Source organism: Gordonia sp. NB41Y (genome assembly GCF_030718915.1).
GTDB classification, from domain to species: Bacteria; Actinomycetota; Actinomycetes; order Mycobacteriales; family Mycobacteriaceae; genus Gordonia; species Gordonia desulfuricans.
In genome coordinates this window covers 4893548-4914278 of record NZ_CP132196.1, presented here as the reverse complement: position 1 = coordinate 4914278, position 20731 = coordinate 4893548, and the positions used below count along the sequence as shown (strand labels likewise).

21 protein-coding genes are annotated in these 20731 nt (G+C 69.4%); 7 read left to right on the top strand and 14 right to left on the bottom strand.

The window, feature by feature from the left end:
• Nucleotides 1-3: 3 nt before the first annotated feature.
• From Q9K23_RS21300 to dapE, 3 genes are all read right to left on the bottom strand, one after another.
• Complete coding sequence (locus Q9K23_RS21300) at nucleotides 4-543, bottom strand: TIGR00730 family Rossman fold protein (protein WP_053778669.1); 540 nt, start codon at nucleotides 541-543, stop codon at nucleotides 4-6.
• Nucleotides 544-545: 2 nt separating this feature from the next.
• Nucleotides 546-1376: a TIGR00730 family Rossman fold protein gene (locus Q9K23_RS21295; protein WP_053778670.1), complete on the bottom strand. Its 831-nt coding sequence runs from the start codon at nucleotides 1374-1376 to the stop codon at nucleotides 546-548.
• A gap of 116 nt (nucleotides 1377-1492) precedes the next feature.
• Complete coding sequence (dapE, locus tag Q9K23_RS21290) at nucleotides 1493-2596, bottom strand: succinyl-diaminopimelate desuccinylase (protein ID WP_261978109.1); 1104 nt, start codon at nucleotides 2594-2596, stop codon at nucleotides 1493-1495.
• 124 nt (nucleotides 2597-2720) lie between these two features.
• On the opposite strand from dapE, the gene Q9K23_RS21285 reads away from it, so the two are divergent.
• Nucleotides 2721-3737: a zinc-dependent alcohol dehydrogenase family protein gene (locus Q9K23_RS21285; RefSeq protein ID WP_053778671.1), complete on the top strand. Its 1017-nt coding sequence runs from the start codon at nucleotides 2721-2723 to the stop codon at nucleotides 3735-3737.
• A 45-nt stretch (nucleotides 3738-3782) separates the two neighbouring features.
• Here Q9K23_RS21285 and Q9K23_RS21280 read toward each other — a convergent pair whose 3' ends face one another.
• Complete coding sequence (locus tag Q9K23_RS21280) at nucleotides 3783-4292, bottom strand: DM13 domain-containing protein (RefSeq protein ID WP_053778681.1); 510 nt, start codon at nucleotides 4290-4292, stop codon at nucleotides 3783-3785.
• A gap of 260 nt (nucleotides 4293-4552) precedes the next feature.
• Between Q9K23_RS21280 and Q9K23_RS21275 the strand changes: the two genes are divergently transcribed.
• Together Q9K23_RS21275 and dapD are read left to right on the top strand one after the other, a co-directional pair.
• On the top strand, nucleotides 4553-4840 hold the full coding sequence (locus Q9K23_RS21275; protein ID WP_053778682.1) for a hypothetical protein: 288 nt from the start codon (nucleotides 4553-4555) through the stop codon (nucleotides 4838-4840).
• Between the two features lie 103 nt (nucleotides 4841-4943).
• On the top strand, nucleotides 4944-5906 hold the full coding sequence (gene dapD, locus Q9K23_RS21270) for a 2,3,4,5-tetrahydropyridine-2,6-dicarboxylate N-succinyltransferase (RefSeq protein ID WP_082366118.1): 963 nt from the start codon (nucleotides 4944-4946) through the stop codon (nucleotides 5904-5906).
• 157 nt (nucleotides 5907-6063) lie between these two features.
• Here dapD and dapC read toward each other — a convergent pair whose 3' ends face one another.
• A complete protein-coding gene (gene dapC / locus Q9K23_RS21265; RefSeq protein ID WP_020790602.1) occupies nucleotides 6064-7185 on the bottom strand; it encodes a succinyldiaminopimelate transaminase in 1122 nt (373 codons plus the stop codon).
• 7 nt (nucleotides 7186-7192) lie between these two features.
• Nucleotides 7193-7525 carry a ferredoxin gene (fdxA, locus tag Q9K23_RS21260; protein WP_020790603.1) on the bottom strand — a complete coding sequence of 111 codons (333 nt, stop codon included), beginning with the start codon at nucleotides 7523-7525 and terminating at the stop codon, nucleotides 7193-7195.
• A gap of 373 nt (nucleotides 7526-7898) precedes the next feature.
• Between fdxA and Q9K23_RS21255 the strand changes: the two genes are divergently transcribed.
• Both Q9K23_RS21255 and Q9K23_RS21250 read left to right on the top strand, forming a co-directional pair.
• Entirely contained in the window at nucleotides 7899-8483 is a 585-nt protein-coding gene (locus tag Q9K23_RS21255) for a cysteine dioxygenase (RefSeq protein ID WP_053776057.1), read from the top strand.
• Nucleotides 8480-8899: a rhodanese-like domain-containing protein gene (locus Q9K23_RS21250; protein ID WP_174519039.1), complete on the top strand. Its 420-nt coding sequence runs from the start codon at nucleotides 8480-8482 to the stop codon at nucleotides 8897-8899. The genes Q9K23_RS21255 and Q9K23_RS21250 overlap by 4 nt, the downstream gene beginning before the upstream one ends.
• An 807-nt stretch (nucleotides 8900-9706) precedes the next feature.
• On the opposite strand, the gene cofG is transcribed toward Q9K23_RS21250, so the two are convergent.
• The 7 genes from cofG to typA all read right to left on the bottom strand — a co-directional run bounded on the left by cofG (nucleotide 9707) and on the right by typA (nucleotide 18877).
• Nucleotides 9707-10951 carry a 7,8-didemethyl-8-hydroxy-5-deazariboflavin synthase CofG gene (cofG, locus tag Q9K23_RS21245; RefSeq protein WP_305950269.1) on the bottom strand — a complete coding sequence of 415 codons (1245 nt, stop codon included), beginning with the start codon at nucleotides 10949-10951 and terminating at the stop codon, nucleotides 9707-9709.
• Nucleotides 10948-12468, bottom strand: coding sequence for an NAD(P)/FAD-dependent oxidoreductase (locus tag Q9K23_RS21240; protein WP_053776058.1), 1521 nt, complete (start codon nucleotides 12466-12468; stop codon nucleotides 10948-10950). The genes cofG and Q9K23_RS21240 overlap by 4 nt, the downstream gene beginning before the upstream one ends.
• Nucleotides 12465-13610 (bottom strand): FO synthase, encoded by a 1146-nt coding sequence (locus Q9K23_RS21235; protein WP_053776059.1) that lies wholly within the window; start codon nucleotides 13608-13610, stop codon nucleotides 12465-12467. Before Q9K23_RS21235 ends, Q9K23_RS21240 begins: the two co-directional genes overlap by 4 nt.
• Before the next feature lie 64 nt (nucleotides 13611-13674).
• On the bottom strand, nucleotides 13675-14043 hold the full coding sequence (locus Q9K23_RS21230; RefSeq protein WP_152972574.1) for a facilitated glucose transporter: 369 nt from the start codon (nucleotides 14041-14043) through the stop codon (nucleotides 13675-13677).
• Nucleotides 14043-14960 (bottom strand): N-acetyl-1-D-myo-inositol-2-amino-2-deoxy-alpha-D-glucopyranoside deacetylase, encoded by a 918-nt coding sequence (mshB, locus tag Q9K23_RS21225; RefSeq protein WP_305950268.1) that lies wholly within the window; start codon nucleotides 14958-14960, stop codon nucleotides 14043-14045. Before mshB ends, Q9K23_RS21230 begins: the two co-directional genes overlap by 1 nt.
• On the bottom strand, nucleotides 14957-16846 hold the full coding sequence (locus Q9K23_RS21220) for an ABC transporter family substrate-binding protein (RefSeq protein ID WP_261977619.1): 1890 nt from the start codon (nucleotides 16844-16846) through the stop codon (nucleotides 14957-14959). Before Q9K23_RS21220 ends, mshB begins: the two co-directional genes overlap by 4 nt.
• A gap of 120 nt (nucleotides 16847-16966) precedes the next feature.
• Complete coding sequence (gene typA / locus Q9K23_RS21215) at nucleotides 16967-18877, bottom strand: translational GTPase TypA (RefSeq protein WP_020792980.1); 1911 nt, start codon at nucleotides 18875-18877, stop codon at nucleotides 16967-16969.
• A 161-nt stretch (nucleotides 18878-19038) separates the two neighbouring features.
• Here typA and Q9K23_RS21210 point away from each other — a divergent pair, with 161 nt between their 5' ends.
• Nucleotides 19039-19215, top strand: coding sequence for a hypothetical protein (locus tag Q9K23_RS21210; RefSeq protein WP_020792977.1), 177 nt, complete (start codon nucleotides 19039-19041; stop codon nucleotides 19213-19215).
• Nucleotides 19216-19232: 17 nt separating this feature from the next.
• Here Q9K23_RS21210 and Q9K23_RS21205 read toward each other — a convergent pair whose 3' ends face one another.
• Nucleotides 19233-19829, bottom strand: a complete 597-nt coding sequence (locus tag Q9K23_RS21205) for a TetR/AcrR family transcriptional regulator (RefSeq protein WP_261977620.1) — start codon at nucleotides 19827-19829, stop codon at nucleotides 19233-19235.
• A 73-nt stretch (nucleotides 19830-19902) separates the two neighbouring features.
• On the opposite strand from Q9K23_RS21205, the gene Q9K23_RS21200 reads away from it, so the two are divergent.
• Nucleotides 19903-20550 carry a lysophospholipid acyltransferase family protein gene (locus Q9K23_RS21200; protein WP_053776061.1) on the top strand — a complete coding sequence of 216 codons (648 nt, stop codon included), beginning with the start codon at nucleotides 19903-19905 and terminating at the stop codon, nucleotides 20548-20550.
• Nucleotides 20551-20731: the final 181 nt, after the last annotated feature.

Genomic DNA, 20731 nt, shown 5'->3' with positions numbered 1-20731 from the left:
TCCTTACCCGCCGGTAGTGACCTCGATCGCCTCCTCCACCGTGGCCACCACCCGCAGCCGATCGAGCGACTCCGCGGTGACGAACCCTCGCTCGACAAGACCGCGCAGCCAGCTGAGCAACGGCTCGTAGAAGCCGTCGGGATCGAGCAGCACCACCGGCTTGGCGTGCATTCCGAGGTAGCCGCCGGTCCACGTCTCGAAGAGTTCCTCGAGGGTGCCGATCCCGCCAGGCAGGGTGATGAACGCGTCGGCGCGGGAATCCATGAGCCCCTTGCGTTCCCGCATGGTCTCGGTGACGACGAGCTCGTCGGCGTCGAGATCGGCGACCTCACGCTCCATCAGCGCGCGCGGGATGATGCCGAGGGTGTGCCCGCCGGCAGCGCGCGTCGCCGACGCCACCGCCCCCATCATCGACACATTGCCGCCACCGGACACCAGACTGTGCCCGCCCTTCCCGATCGCGGTGCCCAGCCGGGTGGCGAGGTCGAGATACTCCTCGGGCACGTGACGCCCCGACGCGCAGTACACACAGATCGCGGTCACGGCTACTCCTGTCCGATGTCGGCCCCGGCGTCGGCACGACCCCGGGTCGCGGCCGCGGCCGCGATGATCTCCACGGCCTCCTCCGGCTCGTCGACGACGTGCAACAGGTCCAGGTCGGCCTCGGAGATCACCCCCGCCGACAGCAGGGTCTCGCGCATCCAGTCCAGCAGCCCGGCCCAGTGCGCACGGCCGAGCAACACGATCGGGAACCGCACCACCTTCTTGGTCTGCACCAGGGTCAGCGCCTCGAACAGTTCGTCGAGGGTGCCGAAGCCACCCGGCAGACACACGAAGGCCTGCGCATACTTCACGAACATCGTCTTGCGGACGAAGAAGTAGCGGAAGTTCATCCCGACGTCGACCCACGGGTTCAGATGCTGTTCGAAGGGCAGCTCGATGTTCAGGCCGATCGAGCGTGACCGGGTCTCGTAGGCCCCGCGGTTGGCGGCCTCCATGGCGCCCGGTCCGCCGCCGGTGATCACCGCGTACCCGGCCGAACCCAGCACGCGACCGAGCCGCACGGCGAGGTCGTACTCCCGCGAATCGGGGCGGATGCGGGCCGAACCGAACACGGTGACCGCCTCGGCCACGTTGCTCATCGCGTCGAATCCGGCGACGAACTCCGACTGGATGCGCAACACCCGCCAGGAGTCGCGCATCGTCCGCTCGGCCCGCCGCTGGTCGTCGCGCGGATCGACCCACTCCAGCAGGCGCCGGTCGGTGGTGCGGGCGGTGTCGGTCTCACTGCGCCGCACCCGCATCGGACCGATGTAGGTGGTGCCGCTCTCGTCGTCGGGGATCGGCTCGTGTTCCTCGGTGTGCGGGGTGTCCATGTCCGCAACGCTAGTGCCCGTGACCGACGCCGATCACCTCACCGGGTCACCCGCGCGTGTCCGGCCCGTCATGTCCGGCCCGCCATGTCCCCGGCGCACCCCGGACGACCCGATGGTCAGGACAGGTAGGCGCGGAGCAGTTCGGTGACCTCCCGGATCTGCGACACCGGCACCCGCTCGTCGCGGCGGTGCGCCAGGCTCGGGTCACCCGGACCGAGGTTGACCGCGGGCACGCCGAGGGCGGAGAACCGCGACACATCGGTCCAGCCGTACTTCGCACGGAACCGGCCCGACGCCGCGGCGACCAGCGCCGCGGCCGCCGGATGCGAGAGCCCCGGCAGTGCCCCGGCGGCGGAATCGGTGAGCTCCATCGTGATCTCCCCGGACTCCAGCGGTCCGGCGAACACCTCGCGCAGATGGTCCAGGGCCGAGGTGATGCTGCGGTCGGGGGCGAACCGGAAGTTGACGGTGACCGCGGCGGCGTCGGGCACCACGTTGCCGGCCACACCGCCGTCGACACCCACCGCCGACAGCCCTTCCCGGTATTCGCATCCGTCGATGTCGACGTTGCGCGGGGTGTAGTCGGCGAGGACGGCAAGCACCGGTGCCAGCTTGTGGATCGCGTTGTCGCCCATCCACGATCGCGCCGAGTGTGCCCGGACTCCGGTCGCCGACAGCCGCACCCGCAAGGTGCCCTGGCAGCCGGCCTCGATCTGCCCGGCGGTGGGCTCGCCGAGGATCGCGACGTCGCCGTGCAGCCAGTCGGGCAGATCGCGTTCGATCGTGCCCAGCCCGTTGAACTCCGCGGAGATCTCCTCGCAGTCGTAGAAGATCAGGGTCAGATCGTGTGCGGGTGCGTCGAGGGTGGCCGCCAGATGCAGGAACACCGCGTCACCGGACTTCATGTCGACGGTGCCGCAGCCGTGCAGCACCTCACCCTCCGCGTCGTCGACCGTACGGCGATGCGGCACGTTGTCGGCGATCGGCACGGTGTCGAGGTGCCCGGCCAGGATCACCCGACTCGGCAGGCCGCGGTCGGTGCGGGCGAGTACCTGGTTGCCGTGGCGGACGATCTCGAAACCGGAGGTCTGCGCCCGCAGCGCGGCCTCCACCGCGTCGGCGATCGCGGTCTCGTCACGGGACTCGCTGCGGATGTCGACCAGCGCTGCGGTCAACTCGACGGGGTCGGCGTGCAGGTCGAGCAGGGGTGCATCGGTCACCGTCCCACCGTATCGCCCCGGCGCCCGGGCCCGGCAGCGTCCCGGTCCGGTGGCCGCGGGGCGGGTGCCGCCGGGACGTATGGTCGACGGCGGGGGCTCACCGCCGTCGAAAGGGCCGAACCGCATGCGCGCAACCATCATCCACGCCCCGGGCGACATCCGTCTCGAGGACGTCCCGGATCCCGTCATCGCCCATCCGACCGATGCGATCATCCGACTGTCGGCGACCTGCGTCTGCGGGTCGGATCTGTGGAACTACCGCGGTGTCAACGAGATCGCGAAGCCGTTCGCCATCGGTCACGAGTACGCCGGGGTGATCGAGGAGGTGGGTTCGGAGGTCACCTCGCTGCGGCCCGGACAGTTCGTCGTGGGTTCGTTCATCGCCTCGGACAACACCTGCGACATCTGCCGCGCGGGCTACCAGTCCGGATGCGAACACATGCGCCCGGTCCGTGGCGCGCAGGCGGAGTACCTGCGGGTCCCGCTGGCCGACGGCACGCTGGTGGCCACCCCGGAACCGCCCGATCCCGACCTCGTCCCCGACCTGCTCGCGGCGTCGGATGTCCTGGGTACCGGCTGGTTCGGTGCGACGGCCGCCGAGGTGGGCCCAGGTAAGACCGTCGCGGTGGTCGGCGACGGCGCGGTGGGCCTGCTCGCGATCCTCGCGGCCAAAGAGCTCGGCGCCGAACGGATCATCGCGATGAGCCGCCACGAATCGCGGACCGCACTGGCGCATGCGTTCGGTGCCACCGATGTCGTCGCCGAGCGCGGACCCGACGGGGTGGCCGCGATCAAGGAGCTCACCGGTGGGCTCGGCGCACACTCGGTCATCGAGGCGGTCGGTACCGACGAGTCGATGACCCAGGCGATCGACTCGACCCGGGCCGGCGGGCACGTCGGCTTCCTCGGTGTGGCACACGGCGTGGAGATCTCCGGCGACAAGCTGTTCCGCCGACTGGTGCACCTGCACGGCGGCCCGGCCCCGGTACGACGTTTCCTGCCCCATCTGATCGAGTTGATCCTCGACCGGAAGATCAACCCCGGCAAGGTCTTCGACCTCACTCTCCCGTTGTCGGAGGTGGCGCAGGGGTACGCCGCGATGGATTCACGACAGGCCGTCAAAACCCTGCTCGAGCCCTGAGGCCGCCGGACCGGGATCGGCTCAGGCCGCGGGGCCGGGTTCGGCTCACGCCGCCGGATGCAGTTCTGCCGCACCGAAGGACACGCTGAACCGCACACACCACAGCACCACCGCCGGGTACTCGGCGAGATCGGTGCCGGCGGGGATCGAATAGACCTGATCCCCGCGGTTGCCCTTGATCTTCCCGAGATCGACCCGCGCGGCGTCGCCTGCGGTGTGCCACCCGGACCGGCCCGGGATCACCTCCCCCGCCGACAACCACACGTGGACGTCGGGCCCGGTGGTGGTGTCGAGGTTCTCGATGGCGAGAACTCTCGAGCCGTCGGCCTTCTCGATCACCGACACCGACCCGCTGGTGTCGTGCTCGTGGCTGATGAGATCACCCTGCGACAGGAGTACCGGTGCCGCAACGGGTTCGGTGCCGGCCGGCACCGAGGTGACCGCGGTGGGTATCTCGTCGTCGATCTCGGTGTCGACGAACAGCAGCCACGGCTGGAACACCAGGCCGCCGACGACGATCGCGATCACCAGCGCCACGCCCACCCCGCCGGCGATCCACGGCCAGCGCCGCCGCGGCCGGGGCCCGGGAGTGGGCGTGGGCTGACCACCGGGCGCAGACGGAGGTGGACCGGGCTGATACATGCCCCGACCCTACGAAACCGGCATCGGCGCCGACCAGAGCTCTCCCCTGTTCGGATGATGCCGAGACCACGCCGGCCACCGCCCGCAACAGGGCCCTTGTACCCCTTTCGCCCACACCGGAACAGGGATATGGTCGCAGGTGTAGCGGATCTCACACCTAGGAGATGATCGTCATGACCGCTCACTTCATGCCCCATCACGTGTCGCACGGCGAGCATCCGATCGGCCTCGGCGCATTCTTCCTCGTCATGGTCGGATTCGGGTCCCTGGCCCTGTGGGTGGTGTCCATCGCCGGTGGGCACACCGCTGCGGCCATCACCTTCGGCATCATCACCGTCGCCGCGTTCACGACGTCGGCGATCACCATGACCATCATGGGCCGCAAGCTGCACCACAGCCCGGTGCTGCCGGACAACACTCCGCTCAACGAGCAGCACTACAAGGAGATGTACCGGCACTGACCCACGCCCCGGCACCGCACCAGCGGACCGTCGCGGCACAGGCGTCGGAGTCCACCGGCAGGACACGCGGAGATCGCGTGCGGCCGCTGTAGACTCGACGCCCGTGACGAACAATGGCGCGCATGCAGTTGGTATTGCCACCGTGACCGACGGGGCCGGTGACACCGGTGTGGTCCTCGACGTCTGGTACCCCGAACCGGCGCTGGGCTCCGACGCCCCGGCCGGCACCACCGAACTCGCCGCCGACGCGACGCCCGCGCACCTGCGCGAGCTCGTCGGTGCCGACGATGTCCGGCGGGTCAAGACGGTCGCCGTCGAGACCTCCATCGCCGACCTGTCCGAGGCGCCGGTCGACGCCCACGACGTCTACCTGCGTCTGCACCTGCTGTCGCACCGGCTGGTACAGCCCAACACGATCAACCTCGACGGCATCTTCGGGCTGCTCGCCAACGTCGTGTGGACCAACTACGGACCGTGCGCCGTCGACGGCTTCGAGACCACGCGTGCCGGGCTGAAGGCCCGCGGCGCGGTGACCGTCTACAGCATCGACAAGTTCCCGCGCATGGTCGACTACGTCGCGCCGACCGGTGTACGCATCGGCGACGCCGACCGCGTGCGCCTGGGCGCCCACCTCGCCTCCGGCACCACCGTGATGCACGAGGGATTCGTCAACTTCAACGCCGGCACCCTCGGCGACTCGATGGTGGAGGGTCGGATCTCGGCCGGTGTGGCGGTCGGTGACGGCTCCGACATCGGCGGCGGCGCATCCACCATGGGCACCCTGTCCGGCGGCGGCAAGGAGCGCATCTCGCTGGGCAAGCGCTGCCTGCTGGGCGCCAACTCCGGCTGCGGTATCGCACTCGGCGACGACTGCGTGATCGAGGCCGGCCTCTATGTGACCGCCGGTACCAAGGTCACCGGCCCCGACGGAACCAGCATCAAGGCGCGTGAGCTGTCGGGGCAGTCGAATCTGCTGTTCCGTCGCAACAGCATGACCGGCGCCGTCGAGGTGGTGCCGTGGAAGGGTGACGGGATCGCCCTGAACGCCGCACTGCACAAGAACTGACGTCCTCCGACGACCACTTCGGCCCCGGTGGCCGGCTCGGCGAGCCGGCCACCGGGGCCGAAGTGGTCGTCTGGGATCGAAATGGTCTGGCGTCGAGACGGTCTGGCGCCGAAAGTGTCTGGTCCCGGAACCGAGACGCGGCGCAGGTCAGGACCGGTCAGGCACCGAGGCGTGCGACGGCGGCGTCGATGCGTTCGTCGGTGGCGGTCAGCGCCATCCGGACGTGGCGGACCCCGGTCGGACCGTAGAAATCCCCGGGTGCGGCGAGGATGCCGCGGTGGGCCAGCCACTCGACGGTGTCGCGGCAGGCCTCTCCGCGCGTGGCCCACAGGTACAGGCCCGCCTCGGAGTTGTCGACGGTGAACCCGGCGCCGGTCACCGCCGCCAGCAGCCGCTCACGTCGCGCACGGTAGCGCTCGCGCTGTGCGTCGACGTGTGCGTCGTCGTCGAGGGCGGCGGTCATCGCACCCTGGATCGGGAACGGCACGATCATCCCCGCGTGCTTGCGCACGGCGAGCAGTTCGGCGATCAGTGCCTCGTCACCGGCGAAGAACCCGGCGCGGTAGGACGCGAGGTTGGAGATCTTCGACAGCGAGTGCACCGCCAGCAGACCGGTGTGGTCGCCGTCGGAGACCCGCGGATCGAGAATCGAGATGGCCTCGGCATCCCAGGCGAGCCCGAGATAACACTCGTCGGAGACGACGATGGTGCCGCGTTCGCGGGCCCACTCGACCACCTTGCGCAGATGCTCGACGCCGAGCACCTTGCCGGTCGGGTTGGACGGCGAGTTCACGAACATCAACGCCGGACGGGACGGTCCGAGTTGCAGCACGGAATCGGCACGCACCGGGGTGGCGCCGGCCAGCAGCGCCCCCACCTCGTAGGTCGGGTAGGCGACCTCGGGGATCACCACCGTGTCCCCGGCACCGATGCCGAGCGTCGAACACACCGAGGCGATCGCCTCCTTGGTGCCGATCACCGGCAGGATGCCCGACGGTCCGAGACCGGTCACCCCGTAGCGGCGGCTCAACGCCCCTGCTGCGGCCGTTCGCAGCTCCGGGGTACCGATCGTCGTCGGATAACCCGGGAACTCCGAGGCGCCCGCGAGGGCCTCACGGATCAGCGGGTCCACCGGATCGACCGGGGTCCCCACCGACAGATCGACGATGCCGTCGGCATGCGAGGCGGCCAGCGCCTTGATGTCGGCGATGGTGTCCCAGGGGAAGTCCGGCAGGACCGAACTCAGGCGACGACGGCCCGCGGTGCGCTCAACTGTCACCGGACGGTCAGTCCTCGCCCTCGCCCATCGGGGGCAGGCCCTTGATGAACGCAGGATCGAAATCGGTCTTGCCGACCTTGCTGGCGCCGCCCGGCGATCCGAGATCGTCGAAGAAGTCGGCGTTGGCGCTCACGTAGGGCTCCCACTCGTCGGGGACGTCGTCCTCGTAGAAGATCGCCTCCACCGGGCACACCGGTTCGCAGGCCCCGCAGTCCACGCACTCATCCGGCTGGATGTAGAGACTGCGACCCCCCTCGTAGATGCAATCGACAGGGCACTCCTCGACACATGCCTTGTCCATCACGTCCACGCAGGGCTCCGCGATGATGTACGTCACCACTATCTCCTTCGTTGCAAGCACTCTGGTCGGCGCATCGCTGCGGATACGCACGAAACGGCACGAGGGCTGGTCGCGCCGGTCACGCGCATGTCGGCTCATCCCCGCAGTTCACGCCGCGCACACGCACCCCCTAGAGTATCCGCCCCGTCACCGGGGATTCGACACCCGCCCCTCGCCGACCATCGCGCCGGAGACGCAGATCACATCTGGGCGGCCTTGCGTTCACGGTGAGAACAACCCTGGCGGGGCGACGGCCCGCCCGCCACCCTGGCTTCGTGACCTCACTGCGACGCCGGTCGATCCCGCACTGTCGATGCACCTGCATCCCCGCGATCGACCAGCCGACCCATCGACTTGTGAGGAGACACCTGCCATGACCTCGACCATCTCGCGTCCCGAACCCGCCCTGCGACACACCGCCGCCAACCTGCCCACCCGACTGCGGCCCGCCGATCTGCTGCGGATCACCGACCAGGGTGTCGCCGACGTCCTCGACGGCCACTACGACCATCTGCTCCCGCCCACCTGGGATCCGGTGGAACGGTGGTCGGCCCGTCTGGAGTCCGACGACGATCTCGATCTGTGGCTGATCAGCTGGACCCCGGACCGGTCCACCGATCTCCACGATCACGCCGGGTCGCTCGGCGCGTTGACCGTGTTGTCGGGGGCATTGCGGGAGTACCGCTGGACCGGCCACGATCTGGCCGTGCGCATCCTGGCGGCCGGCGATCAGGCGGCCTTCCCGCTCGGCTGGGTGCACGATGTGCAGCATCACCGGAGCACGCCGCCCCCGGCCGGGCTGGGCGCACCGGACCTCGCCACCGCGCATCCCGCGCCCGGACCCACGCTGTCGGTGCACGCCTACTCCCCTCCGCTGACCGCCATGTCGTTCTACGAGGTGACCGACCAGCGTTCGCTGCGGCGCACCCGCACCGAACTCACCGACGAACCCGAATGAGCGACAGGCAGGTGCCCATGACGATCGACGACATGCTGCTGCGGGCCCGGGACGGACTGCAACGGCTACAACCCGAGCAGGTGGCCGGCGAGCTCGCCGACGGGGCGATCCTCGTCGACATCCGTCCGGCCGCCCAGCGTGCCGCCGAGGGCGAGGTACCCGAGGCGCTCGTCCTGGAACGCAATGTGCTCGAGTGGCGATGTGATCCGGCGAGCGATGCCCGGGTGTCTGCAGCCGTCGACCACGACGTCCGCTGGATCATCCTGTGCTCCCAGGGATACACCTCGAGCCTCGCCGCCGCATCGCTGCAACAGTTGGGCCTGCACCGCGCCACAGACGTTGTCGGGGGATATCAGGCCTTGACCCGGGTCCGACTCCACTCAGACCTCGTTCCGCAGTTCAGCGTCGACGGTTGATCCACCTCGAAGCGAGGCCTTCGACTCGATCACCAAGCACCAGTGGATGGTTGAGCCGATGAGGACCGCAGCGACCAATCGAGCCCTCAGACGGCCGATGTCGGAGCGCAAGCACCTCCGAGATGGTCGCCACCCGACGTCAGCTGCAGAGATTTCGACACGGGTCCTCGCTCCGCTCGGTCCCGGCTCAATCACCGGTGAAGAGCCCCTGCTCAATCTTCGGTGGAGCGTCCAGGATCAATCATCGTGCCGCAGAACAGCATTGATGGTTGAGCCGACGAGGAGCGCAGCGACAAGTCGAGTCGAAACCTCAGACGGCCGATGTCGGAGCGCAACCACCTCCGAGATGGTCACCACCCGACGTCAGCTGCAGAGATTTCGACACGGGTCCTCGCTCCGCTCGGTCCCGGCTCAATCACCGGTGAAGAGCCCCTGCTCAATCTTCGGTGGAGCGTCCAGGCTCAATCATCGTGCCGCAGAACAGCATTGATGGTTGAGCCGACGAGGAGCGCAGCGACAAGTCGAGTCGAAACCTCAGACAGCCGATGTCGGAGCGCAACCACCTCCGAGATGGTCACCACCCGACGTCAGCTGCAGAGATTTCGACACGGGTCCTCGCTCCGCTCGGTCCCGGCTCAATCATCAGTGGAGCGTCCAGGCTCAATCATCAGTGGAGAGCCCCGGCCCAATCATCAGTGGAGAGCCCCGGCTCAATCATCAGTGGGGCATCATCGGTGGAGCGTCGCGGATCGATCATCGAAGAAGTCCCGGCTCGAGAGCCGACCACCGCGCACCCGGGGCCGTCGGTCAGCAGCCGACCAGCGGACGTGCGGTGGGTTTGACGTCGGCGGCCAGACCGGTCTTCGGATCGCACAGTGCGGCGACATGATCGGTCAGAGCAGGGTCGATCCACCCCTGCGGGTCCAACAGGTAGCGGGGCTGGGCGGTCAACCGCTCGGTGAGGGTGAACCCACATCCGGCGGTGATCTCGGCCAGCACATCCAGGTTCGGCCAGGGACGCTCCGGGTTGACATGGTCGGGGGTCAGCGGGCTCACGCCGCCCCAGTCGTCGATCCCGGAGGCCACGAGGGCCTCACATTCGGCCGCCGACACCAGGTTCGGGGGTGCCTGCACTCGCATGTGCGCACCGAGCACCACCCGGGCGGTGGCCACGGCGGCCAGGAACTCGGTCATCTCGGCGTCCGGGGTACCCCGCATGGCGGTGTCGGGCTTGGCCCGGAAGTTCTGGATGATGACCTCTTGGATGTGACCGCCACCGCGCTGGATCTCGGCCAACGCCAACAACGACTCGGCCCGCTCGGTGAGGGTTTCGCCGATCCCGACCAGGATTCCGGTGGTGAACGGGACTCGTTCGGCACCGGCGTCCCGCAGCACCTGAAGACGCACCAGCGGATCCTTGTCGGGGCTGCCGTAGTGCGGTTGACCCTTGTCGGTGAACAGGCGCCTCGAGGTGGTCTCGAGCATCATGCCCATCGACGGTGCGACCGGCTTGAGCTCACGCATCTCCTGTGCGCTCATCACCCCGGGATTGAGGTGCGGCAGCAGGCCGGTCTCGGTGAGCACGGCGACCGCCGCAGCCCGCACATACTCCAGTGTGGAACCGAAACCGCGCTCGGCCAACCATTCCCGCGCCTGCGGCCATCGGTCCTCCGGGCGGTCACCCAACGTGAACAACGCTTCCTTGCAGCCGAGCGCGGCACCCTGCCGGGCCAGCGAGACCACCTCGTCGAGTTCGAGGTACATCCCCTGCCCCGCCCGGCTGAGCTTGCCCGGGATGGTGACGAAGGTGCAGTAGTGGCAGCGATCCCGGCACAGTCGGGTCAGCGGGATGAACACCTTGCGCGAGTAGGTGACCTGCCCGGCACGCCCGATAGCCTCCAGTCCTTCGTCCCGCAGCTGCGAGGCGAGAGCCTGCAAGGCCACGAGATCGTCACCGGCACTGGTCAACAGCGCGGTGACCGACTCGGTGTCCAGCGGCGCACCGCTGCGTGCCGACTCGAGTGCGGTTGCTGCAGAAAGAGTGTGGGTCATGATCCCTCATTCACCGATTCGGGGGTCACCGGGTCGAACTCGAACGGTCCCGGCTCGAACGTCCCGTTGCGAGCCCGGAACGACGCCGCCGTGCCCGGCCACAGCAATGTGAGCCGGCCACTGGCGGGGTCGAGATACCAACTGTTGCAGCCGGCCATCCAGACGGTCTGTGCACTGCGCTCGTCGATCTCACGGGTGTAGCCGGCCTCGGCGTCCGCCGACACCTCCAGCGACCGCACCCCGTCGGCCGCCATGTGATCGAGGGCGCCGATCACATAGTCGAGCTGGGTCTCGATCATGTAGATCGCCGAATTGTGGCCCAGTGCCGCATTCGGGCCGTCGAGGACGAACATGTTGGGGAACCCGGCGACCACCGTCGACGCATACGACGTCATGCCGTGCGACCAGTGATCGCTGAGCAGTTCTCCACCACGGCCACTGACATGCCGCGACACCGGTGGCCGTGCCGCCTCGAAACCCGTTGCCATCACGATCATGTCGAGGTCGTAGGTGGCACCACCGGCGGCACAGGCCTTGGACTCGACCACCGTCGACAAGGCATTCGGCTCGAACACGACGTTGTCACGCAGCAACGCCGGGTAGAAGTCGTCGCTGAGCAGGATTCGCTTGCACCCGATCTCGTAGTCGGGCGTCAGCTGGGCGCGAAGGACCGGGTCGGGTACCTGCCGTTCCAGATGGCCGCGTGCCCGGTCGCGGATCTCGTCGATGTCGGGATGCAGGCCCAGACGTTGCCGGAATGCCTGATCGGCGTTGTGCAACAACTCGTCCCGACGCCGCGCGGCGGTCTCCGGGTCGAGCAGGGCAGCACGTTCGTCGGCGTCGAGCAGCCGGTCGTCCCGCGGCACCACATACGGCGCGGTACGACTGAACACCACCACCTCGTCGGCGACCGCGGCGAGCTCGGGCACCAGCTGGACCGCCGACGCCCCGGTACCCACCACCCCGATCCGCGACCCGGCGAGCGGCAGATCGTCCCGCCAGCCGGCGGTGTGCACGACCGGTCCCGGGAAGGTGTCGAGACCGTCGATGGTGTCGGGGATCTTCGGCTCGGACAGCCGCCCGACCGCCAGCACCAGTACCTTCGCGTCGATCCGGTGCTCGCCGCCGGCCCCCGAGACCGTCAGGTGCCAGCACGCCGACCCCGAATCCCAGACCGCGCCGTCGAGTTCGGCACCGAAGCGGATGTGCGGGAGCAGTCCCTCCTCGGCGGCGGCGAGTTCGAGGTAGTCGCGGATCTCGGCACCGCTCGGATAGATCGACGACCAGTCCGCCGGTGGCCGGAACGAGAACGAGTACAGATGGGCCGGGATGTCGCAGGCGATGCCGGGATAGATGTTGTCGCGCCACGTCCCGCCGACCGCGTCGGCGCGTTCGAGCACCATGAACGATTCATTCCCGCGCCGGGCCAGATGGGTGGCCATGCCGATCCCGGCGAAACCGGCACCGACGATCGCCACGTCGACGTCGAGGTGTCCCGCGGTGGTGCCGGTACTCACCGGCCGACCCGGATGCGATCGAGGTCGAGACACCGATCGGGGTCGGGACGACCATGGGCGGTCGTGCGCTGGCGGGGAACCCGGCCGAGGCGCTCGGCCAGCGCGACGAGGGTCGCGGCGTCGAGCACCCGGCCGGCCTCGGCGCCGGCGGCCGGCATCAGCTCGCCGTCGAGCAGCAGTCCCCCGATGTCGTCGGCGCCGCCACGCAACAGGAGTTCGACGGTGGCCGGGTCGAGTTTGGTCCACGCGACCTGCAGATGGTCGAACGCTCCCAGGGTGATCAGCCGGGCCACGGCGTGGACGGCGCGGGTCTCGCGGGTGCTCACCGTCCGGACCGCCTGGGCCGCCAGATGCGGCGGGGCGTTGGCCGGGAGCATCGGCATCACGATCAACTCGCTGAAACCACCGGTCCGGGCCTGGACCTCGGTCAGGGTGCGGAGGTGGGCGATCTGCTGTGCCGGTGTCTCGAGATGTCCGTACAGCAGGGTCGCGGTGGTGAAGAGTCCGGCCGCGTGGACGGTCTCGATGGTCTCGACCCACGCGGAGACGGGCAGCGCGACACCGTCGGGGGCCAGTGCGGCACGGACATCGTCGTCGAGTACCTGCGCGGCGGTCCCGGGTGCCGACCCGAGCCCGGCGTCCTTGGCCCGTGCCACGAACTCGGCGACGGGGACACCCAGCCGTGCGGCCGCATCCCGCAGCTCCGGTACCCGGTAGGCATGCAGGTGCATCGGCGCCGCGGAGGTGATCCGCGCGATGAGTTCGAGATAGGTCTCGGCCGGCGCATCCGCGGGCACCGGACCCTGCATGCAGATCTCGGTGGCGCCGAGTTCGGCGGCCTCCATCACGAGTTCTTCGAGGGTCGGGCCCGGTCGTGACAGGCCCGCGACGACGGGGGTGTCGAGATTGCGGTTGACCACGAAGGTCAGCGCATCGGGGTCGGTGACCCGACGGCGGGCGTCGTCGGCGAGGGCACACAGTCGCTCGAGTTGCTCGGCGTCGGCGTGCAGCAGGGCGATCCACTCGGGGTCGGTCAGGGCTGCGGGGTCGGCGGCGGCCCGGTCCAGAGCTGCCGTGATCTCATCGGTGCCGACCGGATCGGCGGAGACCACAGAGTCCTCCGCCCATGCGCGCATCACCATTCCCACACTCTAGCCGCGCGGTGTAGACGGCGTGATCGGGCTCTCGCCAGAGGGGCGCCGACGCTCAGTCCGGTTGCGGTAGACGGCCACTCCACACCAGCGCCATCGGGATGCCGAGTCCGAGTAGCACCAGGAACAGGGTTGCGATCGCGGTGGTTCCGTCGATCGACAGGGCCGCGTTGGTGCCCGGGCCCGGGAAGGAGGCGACCAGTAGGACCGCAGCCCAGGCGACGAGCGGCCCGAAACGCAGCGGCGAGTCGGTACTGCGCGCGGCCAGCCACAGCAGTCCGGCGTTGACCAGCCCGGCGGCGAGCGCCACGAACGGCACCGGCTGATCCCAGAACCGCAGGTAGGCGAAGCCGACCGAGAGCAGGCCGACCACCGCACCGTCGAGGACGAGGAAGGCCAGCAGGATCCGGTCGGCCGGGTACATCATCCCGCTGCCCCGCCCGTGGCCCCGCTCACCACCGCACGGGTCACCGGCGCGAACAGGTCGGTGCCGCGGCCCTCACCCGGCGCGAACTCCGGGCTGCGCTGGATGAAGTGTTCGTGGCCGAAGATCGGCTGCAGGATGTTGTTCGACAACGCGTACTCGGTGCCCGACGCCGCGACGGTCACCTGGGTGGCGTGAGCCGCCAGTCCCGCGGCCTTGCGGGCGCCGAAGGCCGCGACGTCGATCTCGGTGGTCACCTCGTCGTCGGGGTAGCTCGGCAACTCGCCGTCGGCGGGCATCCGCCAGCCGTCCGGGACGCGGCCGGCACCTGCGGCCAGTCCCGCGACCAGCGCGCTGTGCTCGGTGACCGACTCGTAGACGACGTAGTCGCGGCCGGAGCGTTCCCGTGCGATCGGCACCGCGGCCACCGACGCCTCGTGCACCGTCTTGTGGTCGGGGTGACCGTAGGTGCCCGCGTTGTCGTAGGTGACGATGACCTGCGGGTCGAAGGCCACGATCTCGTCGACGAGTGCGGCGACCACCGCGTCGAACGGCCCCTGCGCCAGGGCCCGCGGATGGTTCGCCGACGGGGTTCCGGCCATGCCGGAGTCACGCCAGCGGCCCGCCCCACCGAGGAACCGCGGCCGCAGCGGTGCGCGGCCGTCGGGGGTCAGTGCCGACAGTGCCCGGGTGAGTTCGGCGATGCGGTACCCGCCGAGCTGGTCGGCACCGCCGTCGGCGATCAGCCGCGACCATTCGTCGCCGATCACCTCGCCCTCCTCACCGAGGGTGAACGTCACCACCCGCACGTCGACCCCCTCGGCGAGGTAGCGCGCGATGGTGCCGCCGGTCATGATCGTCTCGTCGTCGGGGTGCGCGTGCAGCAGCAACAGCCGCCGGTCGTCGGCGCCGCTCATCGCTGCTCCCACGTCGCCGCGGTCCCGTAGATCGACACCTGGATGGGCCCCGACAACGGGACGCCGGTCACCGAACGGGTCACGCCGACCACCATCGAATCCTGGTAGAGCGGCAGGTAGATGGCCTGTGCGGCCAGCAGCGGTTCTGCTTCATCGAGTAACTCCTCCGGATCCGGGGCCGAGAGTGCCTGCCGCGCCAGCTCGATGAGCTGCGGGTCGCACACCCCGGAGATGTTGCTGGCGTAGACGCTCTCGGCGCCCGCCTCGTCCTGCCCGGGTGCCACACTCGTCGGCGTCGGCGGTGTCGCCAGCGACGGGGCGGTACCCGGTTTGGGCTGATCACAGTCGACCTGCGAGGCCAGCGATGCCGCGGGCGGCACCCCGAGTCCGGTCCAGCCGACCACCAGGTCCACGCGCGACTCGGTGAGCGCGACACCGTAGAGGTCGCTGTTGGGCAGGCTGACCACCGCCGCCCGTACCCCGGCGTTGCGCAGCTGGTCGACGATGTTGGATGCGGCGGCGGTCGACCGCGGATCACCGCTGATCGCACCGACCCGCACCACCAGGTCCTGCCCGTCCTTGCGGTAGGGCTGTACCCCCTCGGGTACCGGCTGCACCGACGGCGACGTCGAGGTCGAGGTCGAGGTCGACGGGACGCTGCTCGACGGGGCCGAACCCGACGGCGTCGCCTCTCCGGTGGTCGACGGCACTCCGGTCGTCGCTCCGCTCGTCGATCCGCTCGTCGACGGCTCCGACGGCGACGTCGACGGTATGCCCGGCTCGACACGCTGGTATCCGGCGTTCGCGAGCAGCCCGGTGATCTCCGCGGCGTTCGGGCGTACCCGGTCGACCGGGGTGTAGCCCGGGTCGGTGGGGGCGAACACCGTGTTGGCGTACTGCTGCACCACCCCGTCCCCGGCACCGGCCTGCGTCGCCAGATGGGTGTCGATCATGCCCAGCACCGCACGCCGCACGTCGATCTGCTGCATCACCCCGGTGCGCGCGTTGACGCTGACGGTCAGCGCACGCGAGGTGGGTCCGCGCTGGGTGGCGATCCCCGGCACCGCCGCGAGTTCGGCGGCGGTCGCCGGACCGGCACCGACCGTGGTGATCGCCGATCCGCCGGAGCGCACCGAATCGATCATCTGCGATGCGGTGCCCGCCCGCCGGAGCACCACCTGGTCGAGTTTCGACGGTGTCATCCAGTAGCGGTCGTTGCGGATCAGCCGCACCTCGTCGCGGGTGGTGTCGATCGAGAACACCGAGAACGGGCCCGCCGACACCGGCTTGCCCGAGTCCATCCCGGTCTGGAATCCGGCGGGCGCCCCACGCAGTACGTGGCTGGGCAACAGCCCGGAGAACAGTTCCGGCCAGCGCGGATAGGGCTGGGCGAACCGCACCTGCACCACCTTGCCGCCGGAGCTCGACGTGACCGAGTCGATCAGTCGGTATCCCGCCGGCGCGACGGTGTTGGGCTGCCGCGACATCTGCTGCCACAGGTACGCGAAGTCGTCACCGGTGACCGGCAACCCGTCGGACCACTGCGCGTTGGTGTGGATCTTGTAGGTGACCGTGAACGGTTCGGTCGAGCTGACCTCGGCGGAGGTGAGCAGCGCATCCTGGCGCTGCCACACCACCTGACCGTTGGGCAGCTGCACGGGTGCGAAGGCACTCGGCAGCGTCATCGCCGCGATTGCCGTCGTCACCGGACTCTGATCGGCACCGATGTGCGGATTGAAACCGGAACCGATCGAGTCGGTGGCGACGTAGATCGTCTTCTCGTTCGGGTACTCCGCGGGTGTCGGCGGCTCCACCGTCTCCCGGACGGGTGGCGGCGGGTTGGCGGTGCACGCCGACACGGCGAGCACCGCGGCCACCACACTCACCGCCGGCCACAGCCGGTGTCGGCGAGCACCTCCACGACCCCGACGGTCACGAGCACGTCTCTGACGCCGTGTCGCCTCGTCGTTCACGTACGGTCTCACCCCCTGCGGTCACTCACCCGATCAGCTGACGGACGCATCGCGTGTCTTGGCGCGCGAACGCTCCCGGGCGCGTGTCGTCGAATCCAGGTGCACCTTACGCACCCGGACCACCTCGGGGGTCGCCTCGACACACTCGTCGGCGGCGCAGAACTCCATCGCACCCTCGAGTTCGAGGTGCATCGGCTTGGCGAGGGTCTCCATCACGTCGGCCGAGGACTGCCGCATGTTGGTGAGCTTCTTCTCGCGGGTGACGTTGATGTCGAGGTCCTCGGCGCGCGGGTTGATGCCCACGACGTGGCCCTCGTAGGTGTCGTCGCCGGGGTTGACGAAGAAGGTTCCGCGGTCGGCGAGCTGGATCATCGCGAACGGGGTGACGGTGCCGGCGCGGTCGCTGACCAGCGATCCGGTGTGGCGGGCGCGGATCTCGCCGGCCCACGACGCGTAGCCGTCGAACACCGCGTTGGCGATGCCGGTGCCGCGGGTCTCGGTGAGGAAGTCGGTGCGGAAACCGATCAGGCCGCGCGAGGGCACGGTGAACTCCATGCGCACCCAGCCCGACCCGTGGTTGTTCATCTGGTCCATGCGTCCCTTGCGGGCGGCCAGGAGCTGGGTGACCGCACCGAGGTACTCCTCGGGGACGTCGACGGTGAGGTGCTCGAACGGCTCGTGGACCTTGCCGTCGACCCGACGGGTGACCACCTGCGGCTTGCCGACGGTGAGCTCGAAGCCCTCACGACGCATCTGCTCGACGAGGATGGCCAGCGCCAGCTCACCACGGCCCTGCACCTCCCAGGCGTCGGGCCGGTTGATGTCGACCACGCGCAGCGACACGTTGCCGATGAGTTCGGAGTCGAGGCGGTCCTTGACCATGCGGGCGGTGAGCTTGTGGCCCTTCACCCGGCCGGCCAGCGGCGAGGTGTTGGTGCCGATGATCACCGAGATGGCGGGCTCGTCGACGGTGATGCGCGGCAGGGCCACCGGGTTCTCGGCGTCGGCGAGGGTGTCGCCGATCATGATCTCGGGGATACCGGCGATGGCGACGATGTCACCGGCGACGGCGGACTCGGCCGGGGCGCGGTCGACGCCGACGGTGGCCAGCAGTTCGGTGATCTTGGCGCGCTCGATGACGGGCTCGCCGTCGACCTCACGGCACCACGAGACGGTCTGACCCTTGCGCAGGGTGCCGTTGTGGATGCGCACCAGGCCGAGGCGGCCGAGGAACGGCGACGCGTCGAGGTTGGTGACGTGGGCCTGCAGCGGCGCCTCCGGATCGCCCTTGGGCGCCGGGACGTGCTCGAGCAGGATGTCGAAGAAGGAGTCGAGGTTCCCGCCCTCGGGCACCTGACCGTTCTCGGGCTGGGTGGTGCTGGCGATGCCGGCGCGGCCGGAGGCGTAGAGCACCGGCAGGTCGAGGACCTGCTCGGCGGCTGCGGCGGCGTCCTCGTCGAGATCGGAGGCCAGGTCGAGCAGCAGGTCGTGGGTCTCCTCGACGACCTCGGCGATGCGGGCGTCGGGGCGGTCGGTCTTGTTGACCACCAGGATCACCGGCAGCGACGCCGACAGCGCCTTGCGCAGGACGAAGCGGGTCTGGGGCAGCGGGCCCTCGGAGGAGTCGACCAGCAGCACGACGCCGTCGACCATCGACAGGCCGCGCTCGACCTCGCCACCGAAGTCGGCGTGGCCGGGGGTGTCGATGACGTTGATGACGACCTCGGTGCCGTCGGGCTGGCGACGGTGCACCGCGGTGTTCTTGGCGAGAATCGTGATGCCCTTCTCGCGCTCGAGGTCACCGGAGTCCATGACGCGGTCGACGAGTTCGGCCCGCTCGCCGAAGACACCGGACTGGCGGAGCATCGCGTCGACCAACGTGGTCTTGCCGTGATCGACATGCGCGACGATCGCGACGTTGCGGAAGTTGGGAGCAGAGCTCACTACGGTTTCTTCTTTCGTGTGCGGAGCGGCGGCTCGACACACTGGGGGCCTACGCTCCCCACCGCCGGTGGCCACCGGTGGACTGACAACGCATAACAGGGTATCGGTTCGGCGAGAGAGACGCCGATCACAATGCCCCGAGTGGGTGCTACGGTCTGTTCATGGGCAAGGTGAAACCGGAGAAAGTACGCGATCTGAAGCCCAAGAAGAAGTGCTGCCGTTCCTCCACCCGATGCCTGCGCTGCCCTGTGGTGATCCATCGGATGCAGAAGCTCGACACCAAGCATCTGAGCAAGAAGGAACTCGGGAAGGCACTCAAGAAGGCCCGCGCCGCCTGATACCCGTCAGGCCCTGATCACCGTTGCGGCAGAGCCGTGTCGACGATGCTGTCCAGCAGGTCGTCGACGTCGATCACGGTCAGTTCCGCGACTGGATCGAGGGCACGATTGGCGACCAGCACCGCCACCCCGTGGATCGCCGACCACAGTCGAATGGTGTTCTGCCACAACGGTTTCGCATCCTGTTGCGCATCGTTCTCCGCAGCCACCACGGCATGTAGTGCCTGCAGCAGCGGCAGCGACAGCCCGCGGAGGTCTCCCCCGGCGCCGTCGAGGATGTCGTGCCGGAACATCAGCTCGAACATGGCGCGGCGCGACCGGGCGAGGCCGACGTAGGCGCGAGCGGCCGCACGCAACCGGTCACGCGGATCGCCGTCGGCCTCGAGCGCCGGCCGGACCGCCGCACCGAGGTCGATCAGCCCCTCTCGCGCAATGGCCGCGAGCAGCGACCGATGCGTCGGAAAGTAGCGCCGGGGTGCACCGTGCGACACGCCGGCCCGCCGGGCGATGGCCCGCAGTCCCACCGCATCGATTCCCTCCTCGTCGAGCAGCGCGACGCCCGCGGCGACGATGCGCGTGCGCGTGTCGTCCACGGCACCCGATGTCGAACTCATGCAGACAGTGTCTACCATCGGACACGTAGACATTGTCTACGGAGGTTGTCGGCGGACGGGGAGGCAGCGATCGATGTGGTGGTACCGGTTCTTCAAACACGTGGTGATCGGCCCGGCCCTGCGGCTGGCCTGCCGTCCTCGCGTGGTGGGCGCCGAGCACATCCCGACGCGCGGGCCGGCGGTGCTGGCCGCCAACCACAGCGCCGTCGTCGACTCGCTGCTGCTGTGCCTCGTCTCGCGGCGGCCGGTGCACTTCCTGGCCAAGCAGGAGTACTTCGACGGCGCCGGGGCCACCGGACGGGCCCGCCGATGGTTCTTCTCGGCCGTCGGGCAGATCCCGGTCGACCGTGACGGCGGCGACCGCGCCGGCGCGGCCCTCGACGCCGCCGCCGCATTGCTGGCCGACGGCCATCTGTGGGCAGTTCATCCGGAGGGCACCCGGTGTGCCGACGGTGCGGTGCATCGCGGCCACACCGGGGCGATCCGGGTCGCGGCGGCGACCGGGGCGCCGGTCATCCCGATCGCGCTGCGCGGGACCGATCGGGTCAACCCACCCGGGTCGGCATGGTGGCGTCCACATCGGGTGTCGGTGGTGATCGGCCGTCCGCTCGAATTCACCGGGACCGACGTCCGAGCCGACACCGACCGCCTGATGGGCGAGATCTCGATCCTCGCCGGGCAGCCCTACGTCGACGCGTACGCGACGCGGTCACGACGGTGACCGGTTCGCAGCGGTTGCGTCGGCGACATCGGCCGCCGGAGGTCTCGACGGCCGTTCCTCGGCTATCGCCTCGTCACTGCTCGACCAGCACAGGGAGCCGCCGGTTCGGGGTCGACACAAACTCCACGCACACAACACAATCGATGGTTGAGCCCGGACCGATCTCGAAGGGCGAGGACCC